The 15,757-nt window shown below is 40.4% G+C and carries 8 protein-coding genes; all 8 read right to left on the bottom strand.

The genetic code is table 11. The features are described from left to right. Positions 1-4: 4 nt before the first annotated feature. The 8 genes from VPHSUH08_RS03230 to VPHSUH08_RS03265 all read right to left on the bottom strand — a co-directional run bounded on the left by VPHSUH08_RS03230 (position 5) and on the right by VPHSUH08_RS03265 (position 15,696). Positions 5-1,009, bottom strand: coding sequence for a carbohydrate kinase family protein (locus VPHSUH08_RS03230; protein ID WP_105086710.1), 1,005 nt, complete (start codon positions 1,007-1,009; stop codon positions 5-7). A 323-nt stretch (positions 1,010-1,332) separates the two neighbouring features. Beyond that, positions 1,333-2,973, bottom strand: a complete 1,641-nt coding sequence (gene hutW / locus VPHSUH08_RS03235; protein ID WP_008601575.1) for a heme anaerobic degradation radical SAM methyltransferase ChuW/HutW — start codon at positions 2,971-2,973, stop codon at positions 1,333-1,335. A 21-nt stretch (positions 2,974-2,994) separates the two neighbouring features. Beyond that, positions 2,995-3,513 carry a flavodoxin family protein gene (locus VPHSUH08_RS03240; RefSeq protein ID WP_021148425.1) on the bottom strand — a complete coding sequence of 173 codons (519 nt, stop codon included), beginning with the start codon at positions 3,511-3,513 and terminating at the stop codon, positions 2,995-2,997. A gap of 28 nt (positions 3,514-3,541) precedes the next feature. Then, the gene (locus VPHSUH08_RS03245) at positions 3,542-4,345 is read right to left on the bottom strand and encodes an energy transducer TonB (protein ID WP_004696671.1); all 804 of its coding nucleotides are present in this window, start codon (positions 4,343-4,345) and stop codon (positions 3,542-3,544) included. 2 nt (positions 4,346-4,347) lie between these two features. Beyond that, entirely contained in the window at positions 4,348-4,755 is a 408-nt protein-coding gene (locus tag VPHSUH08_RS03250; protein WP_004698605.1) for a biopolymer transporter ExbD, read from the bottom strand. A gap of 2 nt (positions 4,756-4,757) precedes the next feature. After that, complete coding sequence (locus tag VPHSUH08_RS03255) at positions 4,758-5,375, bottom strand: MotA/TolQ/ExbB proton channel family protein (RefSeq protein WP_004696674.1); 618 nt, start codon at positions 5,373-5,375, stop codon at positions 4,758-4,760. 35 nt (positions 5,376-5,410) lie between these two features. Next, the gene (locus tag VPHSUH08_RS03260) at positions 5,411-10,489 is read right to left on the bottom strand and encodes a TonB-dependent siderophore receptor (protein ID WP_105086711.1); all 5,079 of its coding nucleotides are present in this window, start codon (positions 10,487-10,489) and stop codon (positions 5,411-5,413) included. Positions 10,490-10,674: 185 nt separating this feature from the next. Next, positions 10,675-15,696, bottom strand: a complete 5,022-nt coding sequence (locus tag VPHSUH08_RS03265) for a TonB-dependent siderophore receptor (RefSeq protein ID WP_199176053.1) — start codon at positions 15,694-15,696, stop codon at positions 10,675-10,677. Between the last annotated feature and the right edge of the window lie 61 nt (positions 15,697-15,757).

The following is a 15,757-nucleotide window of genomic DNA, read 5'->3' on the forward strand; positions in this document are numbered from 1 at the left end:
TGATTTACTCCAATCCCATTAATTTATGTACAACTTGTAAACTTGGTAAAGGGCTACGGCCACCAATCCCTTGCGTATTTAAAGCTGCTACAGCGGACGCAAAAATAGCAGCCCTTTCTAGATCAGAATGTCCACAATATTGTAATAAATCTATACCATATGTAGAGGTCTTTAACCCTTCCACTGGAGCTAACTCATTCAATAATGTAACAAGCTTTGAAAGAAATGCACCATGAAAACTATCTCCAGCCCCCGTTGTATCAACTACATGTTCTTGAGGAAATGCTTGGCAGCGATAGAAAGTTCCATCAGGCCATACGAAATAACTACCATTAGCGCCATCCGTAACCCCTGCAATAAGTGCGCCACGTTCATGAATGATATGGCAGGCCTCTTCTAAATCAGTAGTGCCCGTATACTTCTCAGCATAATCACGGGCAACGATAACGATATGACTATCTTCAGTGATTGGTTTCATATCTTCATCGTAGCGTTGTGCTCCACCATCAAGAGAGATGATTGTCCCCACCTCTTTTGCAACATCCATGGCAGAACGCATTAAGTTTCTATGACGACCGTTGATATGCAAAATAAAAGTTTCTGCCATTAATTGTTTATGAGAATCTAAAAACGCTGGTTCTGGCGCAGTAGAACGTTCAAAAAATACGGCACGCTCGCCAGTACTATGCTTTACGAGGATTGTAGCGACACCACTTTTTGCCTGTCCCTCAATATGAATAGAATCGGTATTAACATTATATTTTTTGAAATCATCTAAAATATGCTGCCCTACCATATCGTCACCGATACTATCAATCATGGCCGTACGTGCACCATATTTACCTGCAACGGCCAAGGCAGTTGCTACAGGTCCACCACCATCGTTGGTCGAGGATAAAACTTGCTGCACCTCACGACCTGTTGGATAATGATCAACCACGATAAAACGGTCTAATGTACTAGCTCCAATACCTAATATATCTATCTTTTTTTGAGGAAATGTACTCATACTAACCCCCTAAGCCTACAATTAGCTATATAAGCAATATTACTTTACATCTTATAGATTCAATATCTTTCTTATCAATTTATGATTTTAACAGTAATCAGTTTTTATAGCCTTATAGGTTTGTATATCTATTCTTATACTGTTTAAAGCCCTTTAAGTCTTATATCTACAGAATACCTTTCGCGCTATAAAAAGTAAACCCCAGACCAAAGGCTGGGGTTACTTTGTACTACAAAGAGCACCTATATGTTACGTATTATGTCTTGTTTATTATAAATTAGTTATTCCCAGAGGTTGTTAGAATTGAGGTGTAACATAATAGTTTAGGACATCATACGTTCCATCATATATTCAATTTCGTCAGCGCTCAAATTGTACATAGCTTGCACCATTCGTTCTGCAGACTCTCCAGAAGCACCGCTCTTGGAAATTTCAGCTTTCGCCTTAGTAATAAGAGCCTCTTTACGTTGTGTCTCAGAATCCTCATCCGTTGGCACAGAGATATTCGCTTTTCCTTGACCAATGCCACGTACTTGTTGATTAGGATTCTCTTTAGAAGTTGTTTTTGTATCCTGAGCCGCTACTGCTTCTACAGCGAAGGAGTTCTTACCAGTCAAGATATATTCAACAGCTTCTAATGTACTTTGTGTAAGATTTACAGTCCAGAACTCACCGGCTGCAGTCAATTTGTAAAGTAAACCATTATAAACAACAAGGCCTCGTTCTTCCCATAATTTATAGAGCCAGTTCAATTCATCTAATCTTGAATCCATCTTTACTAAGCTCATAATATTGAGGAAACCTTGTTCTAGTTGGCTTACTACTTGATTAACGATAGGTTGTAATTCACTTTGTTTCATTAGTGCCATAAACGGTTTTTCACCACGGCTTACCATATCTTCATATGGTTTTAATGCGCGATGTAACATCATGCCATAGCCATCGACGTTACCACCTGCACCACTACCAAATGGGAACATTGGGACACCCGATTTAGCTAGAGTGTTATATAGGCTACGCTCACGATTATTAGCACTCCAATGTGCGGCACTCAATCGGCGATAAGATCGCGCATCTAGGTATTGTCGACCGAATTCGAACATATCCCCTTGCATCGCTGTTGTTGCTGCAGCAGGAACCTTCCCATTTTCAATGTCTTTATTGAGATCACTACCATCAAATACATTTAATTGATATAGGTCTGCACCATCAACGCCAGAACTTACCAAATCAGCTAAATCTTGTTCCCACACCTCCATAGTTTGACCAGGCAAGCCATAGATTAAGTCAATAACGACAGAGCATTGACCATAAGCTTTTAAAGCAGCTAGCCGTTCTAATACAGTTTCTTTTGTATCTAAACGACCTACCATTTGACGCACTTCTGTGTTGAAAGATTGTACGCCGATGGACATACGGTTAACGCCGTTTGCCATCCAAACTTCAAGATTTTCAGGAATCAAATCGTGAATACGACCCTCTAAGGTAAGCTCATAATCGTTTGCCAATGGCAAGTACTCTTTAATGGCTTTGAGCAATCTTTCAGAGTTTGTCGGTGATAAAGATGTTGGTGTGCCACCGCCGATAAACACGGCATGGATCAAACCATCTTTTAATCTCGGACGTTCACTTGCGAGCTTTAATTCGCTAATTAGACCATCAATATATTGGTCTTCAACACTTTGACTCGTACCGTTTTGGAAGAAGCCACAATATGTGCATTTTGTCTTACAAAACGGAATATGAATGTAAGCGCATTGCATTTCACCCTTTTTAGGAACACCATTCATCAATGTATCCCAAACAGATTGTGTTTCTTTCGGAGAAACGAGCGTACCATTAAGGCCTGCATGAACAACCCGTTTATGAGGAAATGCACCACTCATCGGATTATCGCATTTGAAACCTAATTGTAGATTTCGTTGTTTCTCCGGAATGGATTCAAAAAAACTTGCTAAACTCATACTCCAATCCCCTTTCAGAAATTAGGCTTGTAACTTTGCAAGTACAGATTTAGTAAATTCTTTTGCATTTGCAAAGTCTTGTTCATCTGGATGAGTTTCCGCCGCTTTATGTAACGCATCGCGCTCTGGGCTTTGCCCATGTGCAGATCCAGGTGGGAACATTTTATACATCATTTCGATTACTTTAGGATCGATTTTACCTTGGCATACGAAGCCATCTACAAGAGCTTCTTTGTTAGGCAACAATTCAGATGCTTTCTCGATACTTTCACGAGCATGATCAGAATCAGCATACATTCCTAGTGTGGCAAAGAATACCACATTAGGATTTTTTAAAGTTTCAATCAATTTTGCTGCTTCTTTATTCGCTGTACCGCGATCCACCCAGAAACCTACGAATACTGTATCATAATCAGCTAAATTTTCAGGTGCATCTTTTACAGAAACGCAAGGTGTTCCCTCAGGCATAACGGAAGCCATTGCTTCCGCTACACTTTTAGTATTTCCCGTAAGGGAAGAATATAAAATAATAGATTTCATATTTATCTCCTTTATTACTTAGATATATTTATTCTTCTTCATCTTCGCCATCGGCCTGTACTACAAAGTGTACAGGAACTTCTACTGGTTGTATATCCCCTGTTTCATTTGGATACGGAGTCGCTCGTCGCACTGCATCAAGAGCCGCTTCTACAAATATCTCATCGCCACCACTAGTTGGATATACGTCTATTAAATTACCATTAGTATCTAATTTAGCCATTACATTAATTGTAACATCTACGTTCATTTTACGCTTAATAGCCGCATAAGGAATTTGTTTTTGGCTATCTACAGCTGCATAAAAGCCCTCTACATTGAACGCTGCTTTACCTGTACCATGACCATCACCTTCACCGGTACCATCACCTGTACCAGTACCATGGCCTCTACCATCACCAACGCCAGTACCTTCGCCGGTACCATGACCACCACCAGAACCGCCACCAGATCCAGGGCCTGTGCCACCAACAGCGGAATTATCACCGGATGTATTGCCTTTATTTTCGCTTGCTTTAGCTGCCACATCTACTGCATCAGGAATATCTGTTGCGGTAGATGGTTCAACATTTGCTACAACAGCCTTTGTTCTTGCCGCTACTTCATCTGCTGACAATGGTTTAGGGAACAGATCGGCTCTGTTGCCTCCGCCACCACCAGCATGTCCACTGCCACCATCATCGAGCACACTTTGTGTGAGATCGATTTCATAGGTATCCATTTCTTGAATGGCTGGAACCACTACAAAAAAGATTACAGCAATAAAGAGAGCAATAAGATGAACTACGGCGGATATAATGGCTGCTTTTTTCCATGATATGCCTAGTCCCATAGTTATCCTTTCTGTTCAGCTGCAATAGCTAAGCGTTTAACGCCAGATTGTTTTAACATGTCCATGATTGCTACTACTTGACCATGAGCCGCTCGTTTATCAGCTTGTAAGATAACACTAGCATTAGGGTTTTCTTGGATACGTTGTTTTACCATTGCCTCAGCATCGTCAATGCTCATTGGCTTGTTATCAATCGTAATATGACCCTCTGCATCTAATGTTAGAACCACTGGTAATTGAGCCGGTGCAGAAGCACTAGTAGCCTGTGGTAATTGTACAGACAAGGCTTTTTGAGCCACTGTTTGCAAGCTGTTCATCATGAAGAATACCAACAAGAAGAAAATGATATCAATCATTGGAATAATCATGAATTCCGGCTTAGTTTTCATACGAAAGCTTTGCAAGTTCATAACTATTTCCACCCTTCTCGTTTAGCTGTAACAATATTTACACACATATTTTCAATTTGGTTAATAATGGAATCCAAACGATGACTAAAGATTGTGTATACGATAAATGCCATTATGGCTACACATAAACCAGATGCTGTAGCGATAAGAGCCTCACCTACACCACCAGTAATGGCAGATGCACCGGCACCGGAGTCAAGGATACTGAAAGAACCTATCATACCTGTTACCGTACCAAGCAATCCCAATAATGGAGAGATTGTAACTGTTGCACTTAAGTAGTCCATATATTTTCGGAAGCCAACTGCATCAACCCCCATTTGATCAGCAAAGGCTGTCTTCATTGCTTCTTCGCTAGAATCATTTTTTAAACCTGCTTCCGCAATACGACTTGCAATAGAAGGGTTCTCTTTAATGACTTTATCGATTTCATCCCAACGTTGTAGTTTTGCAAATTCATTTACTGCATGAGTTACAACAAATGTTTTGCCTGCATACTTACGATAGAAGAAAGCACGTTCTGCAGCTATAGCGATAACCATGAAAGACAAGAGTAACAATGGATACATTACATACCCACCACTATGAAATAAGTGAATGACATAATTTAAATTTTCCATATTTGTAACCTTTCTGCCTGTTTACAGACTGAGCATTAGAACCTATAGGTCCCTTGAATTCGTGTATAATCGCCTAACTTAAAGCTTTCACTACCATATAAAGTATCTCGTTTATTAGTGCCCTTCGCATCAAATGTATAGAATGCTTCAAGAAGCAAGTCCTTACGCGGTACATAACCGGCACCAAATGTAAAGCTACGAACACCATCTAAATAACGATCAGGTACTGCGCCCGTACCATTGCCACCGAAGAAGGAACCATGTTCAAAGTATTTGTAATCGATGAACGCATTCCAAGATTTCGGAACATCTAGATCAGCACGCCCAATATCTAGACGAGCCATCCAGAAGTGTGGTGTGCCGCCCATTTGGTGACCTTTTAGAGTAAAGTCTGCTGTGCCACGTTCATGTTGATATATGGTATTACCATTGAGGTAACGTCCTAGGTTAGAACGGTTTTGACCATAATCAACCGTAACAGCTGCATTAGCACCAAGTTGATACTTAGCACCGATACCAAATACATGAGCTACATTGGAGAAGCTGTATTCATCATTACTGTTTCCATTAGCATTTAAATATGTATGTGTTTTACCGCCAAAGGAACGTAAGTACCAAGCTTGTAAACCAAGACGAGCACCAATTTGTTTCTTGTATTGAATAAATGCGGCCTTATCGATGGCTGGTACAGTATCTTTTTCAAGAACTACACCTTCTGTTCTAATCAAGTTGCCAATGACCTTACCGATTGCTTCGCGTGGTAATTTATTTTCAGACTCTGCATCATGTACAACATTTTCAAGATTATACATATAGTTATACATAGCATTTGGCATGCCCCAACCATAATAAGAACCACCTTCACCATAATCGTTATAGGACATTGTAAAGTTCTTCTTATATAAGGCCTCTTTAGCATCATAATCGCTAAATACGTATTTACCACTATCATATTTATAAGTCTTAGCCCCTAAGAAACCAGTAAATTCGTAATCACTAGATGGTTGACCATAGTAATCATAAGATCTCTTAAATGTACCATCAGCTTGTTTTACCCAAACCTCATCAAGCGAACCATTATTATAATTCTTCCAATTATCTGTGGCATTATATTTAGCAATTTCTGAAATGGATTGATTAATCTCATTACCATGCTTATCAACATAACCCTTTGGATTCAACAAAGCTTCTTTATTATCAGTAGGTACGATTAGACCTTTTGCCTTATCTTTTAGATATTCAGGGTATAACGGAGAGTTCACATTATACATAAGCTCACCAGTCTTATAGAGTTTTTCCCCTGTTTTCTTATTAGTAATTTCGTACATTGTATATCCACCAGATGGAATATCGAGGGAGAATTTTTTCTCAGCCATCTCTTTAGGATATGCTTTTGTAAGAATATCTTGTAAACGACTCATAACTTGAGCTTGTTTTTGTTGTGTTTCTGCTAACTTAGCATTAGCCTTTTCAATTTCTTGATCGCGGTTTGGATTACTCCAATTTAGATTTAATGTAGCCTTATAAGCTTCATATTCATCTTGCAAATCTTTAAGCTGTTGATAGAAATAAAGGCTATTAGTCTTGCCTTTATAAGTCGAATCATAAATGCCATTAGGACTATCTGGTGCTGCCGGAGCATCAGAATCTTTTCTTTCACCGTCTGAACCAGATTTTGTAGCACTGTTGATATCATATGGATAATCATCGCGATTGATACCAATCAATTCAGCTGCTGTTGGTGGTCTAAAGATAACTTTATGCACTGCATGTGTATATGCAGAATCAGTGATACCTGTACTATGTTTGAAAGTACCAACACCAATACGAACTTGAGAATCATGGCCATTCCAAACAGCACGAACGCCATCATAAGATTGACCAAACCAGTAGCCACTAGCGCCCATAGGCTCAGTTAAACGCCCTACGGATACGTCCCATTTCTTAACGCGTCTTGTAAGATCAACTGTATCGAGTCGTTGATGGTTGAGACCTTTGGAATCAGATTTTGTCCAGCTTGTATCTACTCCACTCATGCCACTCATGCTACCGATAACTTTGAGGTTAGTGAACTCATTGAGTCGAGCATCAAAGCCAAGGCGTAAGCGTTGTTCAAAACTATGACGATTAGCATCGTACATATTGGCTTTTGCAGAACCGATGGCAGAGTTTGCTCTAAATGGAGATTGCGGTCTATTAGAACCATCATGTGCCATCCAACGCGCTCTATAGTCGCCAACCATTGTAATACCACGTTCTTTAGTAGTATCAAAATCAGAACGAATAAAGTCAGTTAAACGAACTACATCAGCTACGTTTTGTACACTAGATTCAGAATTTACCACTTCACCATTAGCTATATTAGCACCTGTAGCATTAACGTTTGCACCATTCTTAGTTTTGCCGATGGCCGTAGTTTTACTACCATCGCCACCACCAAATTTAAGGTTAACACCCATGCGGTATACGCGTTCTTGTGTAGCACGATCATCATCGCGATGGTTAAAGATATTGTTGATACCGAAATACATCATGGCATTTTTATTGAAACGTTTTTGAATCATTACATTCCAAATGCCAAATGTTTTCTTTTCATACATTTGTTTCTTATAAACGCCTGCATCACCAGACAAGATATCTGGCCAGTAGTTACCGCCGTTATTAAGAGTATTACTATCAAGCATATTGATATAGTAATCACCCCAGATGGAGCCATTCCAACCGGATTTAGGATTATCATAAGTAATGCCAATATCAACTTTGTGCATTGGTTTATCCAATAATTGACGTGGCATAGATGGATCGCTTTTGTTAATGGCGTGTAAATATGTATAACCTAATTTACCAGACCAATATTTGCCGAATTTTTGTTGTACTTCCGCTTGCAACCCTGTAATTTCAGCTTTACCAATATTTTTAAAGCTGTAAATCATATCCGGTGCACGTTGGTATTTCGCATCACCCTTAAGATATGGTGCGAAGTCCATAAAATCACCAGTGAAGTATACAGACATATAGTTCTTAATACGGTTATGGAATACACCTACGCGTGCATATGTATTTTTATTTTCACCTTCCAAGCTCATGTCGAAATTGACTGATTTTTCTGGTTTCAAATTAGGATTGCCAGCCCAATACCAACCGAGTTTTGCTACCCCAATCCCTACAGGGTTAGAAGCATACATTTCCCAGTTATACCACAATTCGCCCATACCAGGTTCTGTATAACCAGTACCTACATTGGCTTTAAATCTGCGATGTGTATTACCCTTAACGTTATATGTCATCCCCAAGGATGCAGATACGTTAGAACCAAACAAGCTACTATTATCAAAACGCACAATTGGAGACAATGTTAAATTCTTATTGACTTGCCATGTATCAGAAATATAAGCGTTTATTTTACGAATCGTACCACTACCAGTAGTCAAGCGTTGGTCGCGATTACGGTACTCTTCCAAGAAAGCCTTACCATTTAGCTTAGGCGCTTTCTTACGCATTTCTGGATCGTTAGACTCACCATATTTAAAATAGTCGCCTACGATATTTGCACGATGCGCCGCCATTTCAGGATTTTCCGATTTCAACCGATTTTCCAAAGCATAATATCGCTTCTTGAATTCATCCGTTACGGGCTGATTATTCGGCGATGTGCTTGACCATTCACTGAGTCTGCTTTCAGATAAACCATAATTCACATAATCATCATATGTAATCCCCGGTTTTTGCGCATCATTCGCTGCACCATAATATTCATAATCCATATCCCATTGCGGCATGCCGCCACCGGAATTAATGAATTTATAATCATGGATGTGAGAGTAAACTTTAATACTGTTATCGCCTTTACGTCGCACGAGACGATCAAGGCGGTCTACTAACAAGCTTTTATCGTAATCCCAAGGATCAATGTACATCGTACTTGTATTAGGAGAACTCTTTAAGCGACTACCAGAGCCTTCTTCACGAGCATAGCTAACACCATAGCTTAGCAAATGATTTTTATTGACTTGCGTATTTGCATTGACTCGAATATCTAATTGACGATGATCGATGTTATCGATATAACGCAACTCATTAGAGCCTTCATAAGCGGAACGACCTGTATAGTTAATGAGGGCTACGTCATTTTCTTTAATACGAGAGTAATTAGTTTCTACCGTCCAGTCACTCTTTCCAGCTCTAGAGGACCATTGCAAGTTAGCTGTATTACGATCTGCGGTACGTTTGAAGTGTTGTTGTGGCTCTAAGTCGGAGTCGGAATGCTTAACATCGCGCACAAGATCTTCTGTGTACCGATTAAGTCGCAATTCCACCTTGTTTTTATCATTTGCCTCGTAGGTCGCTACAAGACCGATATCTGCCGCATCACCATAGTAACGAAGTACATTTGGCTTGAAGTTATGTTTTGCATAATCAAAGGCCATCCCAGAGGCACGACGTTTAACAGATGCTAGAACAGGCATAAGATCTCGTTTACTACCTGATAAACCAACCTTTAACTTGCCCATTTGACCAGAATCGGCACGAATGAAGAAGTTTTGGAACGGAAACACATCGCCATCGCTCTTACGACGCATGCCTTCAGCATTAAATTGTACGGATGGTTTCTTTTGTGCTTTTTTAGTGATGATATTAACTACACCACCTACTGCATCGGATCCGTATTTAGCACTAGCTGCACCTTGAATAACTTCAATTCTCTCTACGTTCTCTGTGCCCAAACGTTGTACTTCATCTGCCGCACCAGAGTACTTATCAAAATCACCTAGCACTGGTTGACCATCTACGAGGATGAGAGTGTGACGCGCTTCTGCACCGCGAATGGACACGCCAACACGTCCCATAGCATCAACTGTTCTAGATACACCTGTTTGCGTAAAAATAATATCTTCGACGGACTTCGCCTGTTTCTTTTCAATCTCTTTCTTGGTAATGATTTGCACTTGCTGTGAGTTCAATTTTGCTTCTTCTTCTGCCCATGTGCCTTTCACATGAACAACATCTGTAGTGACAGTCGCATTATCTGCCCAAACCACTAGAGGCGCGCTAAGCCACAAGGCAACTGCACTAGACAGGATTATGGTACGCTTTGTATGTCCCCACCGGTTCATTGTGCCCTCCTAAACTTATAACTAAACATATATCTTGTATCTTACACACAAACTAAAAAAGATACACTTCACTAACATATAATGACATTGAATATCATTCACATTTTAATGTTAGCAAAGTGTATCTTGTATATCTACTCCGAATAGACCAAAAATATACGTTTCGGACAAATCGGACATAATTTTTAGAATTTATACGTCATTTGGAAACGAGTATAATTCCCAAGTTTGAAGTTTTCAGATCCATATAAGGTATCTCGTTTATTAATCCCTTTAGCATCAAATGTATAGAATGCTTGTAAAAGAAGATCTTTAGTTGGCACATAGCCACCACCAAAGGTAAAGCTCTTAATACCATCCAAGTAACGGTCAGGCACAGCCTCTGTGCCATTGCCGCCGAAGAAGGAGCCATGAGCAAAGTATTTATAGTCCACATAGGCATTCCAAGAGCCAGGTTTATTCATATCGGCACGACCAACATCAAAGCGCAATGCCCAGAAATGAGGTACACCACCTATATCACGACCCTTGATATCGAATTGAGCAGATCCAGCCTTATGTTCATAATGAGTATTGCCATTCATGAAGCGACCAAAGTCACTACGGTTTTGTCCATAGTCGAAGGAAATACTTACATTATGATTTAATTGATACTTAGCTCCAACACCGAAAATATTAGCCATATTGTTGAATTCATGCGCTTCTGTAGCATTACCATTCGCCGTATAGAAGCGATAGTCACTACCGCCAAAGGAGCGCAAGTACCATGCAGCTAAGCCAAGTCGAGGTGTTACCATATGTTTAACTTGAACATAGGCAGCCTTTTCAATTGGTGGAATTGTATCCCGCTCCAATACGACACCTATTGAAGGAATAACAGCACCTGTATATTTTCCTAATGCCTCTCTCGGCAAACGACTGTTGCCGTCCGCTTTTTCAAGCATTCGAGCCAAGCTATTAAAGTACGAAGCTATCATAGAAGGATAATAGGCACTTCCTTTTACGTTAATAAGACCGGACGTGCCAGAGTCGTTAATATCAACGACATTTGCCTTATAAATAGACTCGTCCAGCCCGTCAAAGGCATTATCTTCAAATTTCATCGTATATGGATTATTACCGAAACTATAGGTTGCTATATCTTTCGCCTTGGCACGATACGCCTCTACGATAGCCGCCTTATTCTGATTGTACCAATTTGAAATAAACGGTTTTCCGCCCTTAGCAAGAACAGAGGTATCACTCAACTTCATTTCAAACAATGGGTTTTTCTTATCAAGCCCAATCGTTCCCGGTGCTATTTTCTGAGTGAAAGTACGTTCATCTTCATACCATTGTTCATCATCTTCATCATAGTATCGCGATTTATAAGAATACGTTACTGACACATCCGGCATCTTAATCGATACAGTCTGTTTAGCCGCATCCGCACCATAAGCTTTCACCGCGATTTCCTGCATCCGGCGCAACACATCAAACTGCGCAGCTCGCAACGGTTCCCGTTCTTTCGCCACACGAGCTTCCACATCCGGCAAAGATGCTTCCAACTTTGCCAGCTCCGCTTTTAATGGAGCCAGTTGATCCGCGGACATGCCGTCAATAAATTCTTTAGACCAGATATCGGAAGTCATATCATCGATTTTCTTCTTTAATGTACCTACCTCCGCATCTAAGGTGCCTTCCTTATCGCGCAAGGCTTTTAATTGCTGATAGAAATTAATAGTATTCCCTGCATTTGGTACGATGAGTTCCTTATTGGCACCGTCCGAATCCATAGTAACACCTAAGAATTCCTCTACCGTTGGAACCCGTTTAAAATGCGTATAAATAGCATGAGTATAAGCACTATCGCTAATTCCCGTACTATGTTTAAAGGTTCCCACACCGATACGGACTTGAGTATTCTTATTCGTCCAAACACTACGAAGACCGTCATATTCTTTATTAAACCAATAACCTGTAACCCCCATAGATTCAGTAATACGACCAACACTATGATCCCATTTAGAACCGTGATGTGTTACATCTACTTCTTCGAGACGTTGATGATTAAAGCCTTTAGAGCCTTCTGTTTCATGACTGCTATCTACACCAGCTTGGCCAGAAGCACTGCCTACAACACGTATATTCGTATTATCGTTAATGCGAGCATCGACACCGACACGTATACGTTGATTCAAGCCGTGTTCCTTCCGATCCGCCAGATTCTTTGCCGCCTCGTCGGATACGTAACTAGTAGTCGTCACCCGCGTAGCAGGACGATCGGATCCAAGATGACTATCATTACGTACACGATAGTCACCTACCAATTCCGTACCTCGTTTTCTGTCTGTATCGAAAGGACGCGTAATAAAATCTTGCAGCATAACCGGAGGTAACGATTCAAACTGCTCCTTCGTAAGTTTCGTTTTACTTTCACATGAACCGAAACCGAATTTCATATTTAATCCAATACGATATACTCGAGCCGATAAAGCCCGATCATCATCACGATGGTTAAAGAGATTATCAATACCGAAATAGATTCGTGAATCCTTATCAATCTTCTTTTGAATCATCAAATTCCATATGCCGTAAGTTTTATGTTCATACATATCGGCGGTTCTTCTATTATTCAAATTATATCTGATAACGGAACGATCGGAATTATTAGGATCAATATAAGATACCATATAATTACCGCCACCAGACAAGGAGTTACTATCCAGCATATGAATATAATAATCTCCCCACAGACTACCGCTCCATCCGCTAGCCTTATCCTCAAAATCCACACCGATATCCACTTTATGACGAGGTTTATCCAGTAATTCACGAGGCATATCTTTATCGCTCTTATTAAGCGCTCGTAAATACGTATATCCCAAACGGGCCTTCCAGTGTTTATTCAAAGTTTGTTTAACTTCAAATTGAAGTCCCGTAATTTGGGCCTTGCCGATATTACGGAAACTGTAAATCATATCTGGTGCATGAGCAAATTTCGCCGCTCCATATGTGGTAGATTCATCATACTGAGGATAAAAATCCATCAAATATCCCGTATTGTAAATCGACATATAATTCCGAATATTATTATGGAATACGGTTACTTTACCATAGGTATTTTTATTTTCCCCTTCCAAAGAGAGGTCGAAATTCATGGATTTCTCTGGTTTAAGGTTCGGATTTCCGACCCAATACCAACCTAATCGGGCTTCACCGCCACCGATTGTGGCATTTGTAATATTTGGGCCATACATTTCCCAGTTATAATACAGCTCGCCCATACCAGGTTCCGTATAACTGGTACCCACATTAGCCTTTAATCTGCGGTGTACATTTCCATGTACATTATGAGTCATACCGAAATTAAACGACCAGTTGGAGCCGAATAAATCACTATGATCCAGTCTTATAATTGGTGATAAAGTAGTATTTTTATTAACCTGCCACGTATCCTGAATAAAGAAATTCTGTTTCTTGATCTCCGCACGTCCTGCGGTCTGTTGATTAACGCGTTTTAAATACTCTTCTTTAAAATAAGCTCCGTTTAATTTCAACTTCGTAGAATCAAAATCCGGTACGGCGCCATAGTAAAAGCTCGGTAAATAGGCATCATAAAGTGCTGGATAATACTTACCGTTTTCATCTTTTCGGCCCTCCTTATTAAAATGATAGTCTTCAATAAATTCTTTATTCTCCGCTAATAAACGTTTAGCAAACTGCTGATATCGCGCATAAGCTTCAGGATTCCGTTTTTTCAGCGTACGCTCCGTCACGGGGCCGTCCACAAGCCCCATTGCGGCCGCTGAATCAATCCCCGCCTGCGGATCCAAATATTGAAGATATTCTTCGTAAGTAAATTCCGGCAATGTGTTTGGCTTGCTTTTATCTCCGTTATACCATTCTTTCTCCTTATTCCACTGCTCTACACCGGCCTCGTTTTTTCTGAAAGAATGGTCATAAATTGTGGATGAAGGAACACCGTTTTTTACCGCTAGACTTTTATCGTAATCCCAGGGATCGATATGCCGTTTATAGGTATGAGGCGCATTTTTAAGTCTGCTACCTTCGCCTGTCTCCCGTATAAACCCAATACCATAAGACAAGAGATGTTTCTTATTGACTTGCGTATCTGCCCCGAGTGTTACGCTCCATTGACGATGATCTACATTATCCACATAGTTTAATGTATTTTTCCCTTCATAGGTACTGTTCCCGTAGTCACTGGTTAATGTTACATCATCTTCTTTGGTCCGCGTATAATTCAGTTCCGCTTTCCACGAACTCTTATTATCCTGACCAGTATACGTCAAATTGAGATTATTCCTGTCTAAATCCCGTTTGTAATGAACCTGAGGTTCCAAATAAGAAGTACTGCGCTTTACATACCGTTCTAAGTCCTCATTATACCGATCGATGCGAATTCCCAGAGACTGCTTATCATTAATATCATACGTAGCGGCCAAACCTATATTAGAATTTGTACCGTAATACCGTAGGGAATTCTTTAAAAAGCCATGGTCTTCATCATTGGTCATAGCGCTGATACGACGCTGCTCACTGGCATAAATAGGCATAATGTCACGTTTACTACCGTGAATATTAACTTTTAACTTACCTAATGAGCCAGAATCAGCGCGCATAAAGAAATTGGAAAACGGTACGATATCACCGTCGCCTTTAGTTCTACGACCTTCCGCATTAAACTGAAGGCCAGCGGTTTTACGCGGTTTATTGGTAATAACATTGATAACACCACCGATGGCATCGGATCCGTATTTAGCACTAGCTGCACCTTGGATAATTTCTATACGTTCCACATTTTCTGTACCGAGACGTTGTAATTCATCACCAGCACCTTGATATTTGGCAAGGTCGCCCATCACAGGCTGTCCATCCACAAGAATCAAGGTATGACGAGGATCCGCTCCACGGATAGATACGCCGACGCGCCCCATCGAATCGACGGTTCTAGATACGCCAGTTTCGGAAAATACAATATCTTCTACGGATTTTGCCTGCTTTTTGACAATATCCTTCTTCGTGATAATCGTCGTCTGTTGAGACTCTTGTTTTGCCTGCTCTTCAGCCCATGTACCGCGAACATGGACCACATCGGTTGTTACAGTCGCATTGTCCGCCATAACCACCGGCATTTGCAACCAGCACGCTACTGCGCAGGATAGTATGACATATCTCCTTGCCCGCACCCAACTCCTATTCATTAAATTTCCTCCACACATATATTTAACCATGCATATAAAAATACACTTTACCACTACAATC

The sequence above is a fragment of the Veillonella sp. S13054-11 genome (assembly GCF_002959795.1).
In the GTDB taxonomy this organism is placed as follows: Bacteria; Bacillota; Negativicutes; order Veillonellales; family Veillonellaceae; genus Veillonella; species Veillonella parvula_E.

Bases quoted from the DNA above. Each gene is read 5' to 3' on its own strand.
- VPHSUH08_RS03230 (WP_105086710.1), bottom strand. From the start codon at position 1,009: ATGAGTACATTTCCTCAAAAAAAGATAGATATATTAGGTATTGGAGCT.
- hutW (WP_008601575.1), bottom strand. From the start codon at position 2,973: ATGAGTTTAGCAAGTTTTTTTGAATCCATTCCGGAGAAACAACGAAAT.
- VPHSUH08_RS03240 (WP_021148425.1), bottom strand. From the start codon at position 3,513: ATGAAATCTATTATTTTATATTCTTCCCTTACGGGAAATACTAAAAGT.
- VPHSUH08_RS03245 (WP_004696671.1), bottom strand. From the start codon at position 4,345: ATGGGACTAGGCATATCATGGAAAAAAGCAGCCATTATATCCGCCGTA.
- VPHSUH08_RS03250 (WP_004698605.1), bottom strand. From the start codon at position 4,755: ATGAACTTGCAAAGCTTTCGTATGAAAACTAAGCCGGAATTCATGATT.
- VPHSUH08_RS03255 (WP_004696674.1), bottom strand. From the start codon at position 5,375: ATGGAAAATTTAAATTATGTCATTCACTTATTTCATAGTGGTGGGTAT.
- VPHSUH08_RS03260 (WP_105086711.1), bottom strand. From the start codon at position 10,489: ATGAACCGGTGGGGACATACAAAGCGTACCATAATCCTGTCTAGTGCA.
- VPHSUH08_RS03265 (WP_199176053.1), bottom strand. From the start codon at position 15,696: ATGAATAGGAGTTGGGTGCGGGCAAGGAGATATGTCATACTATCCTGC.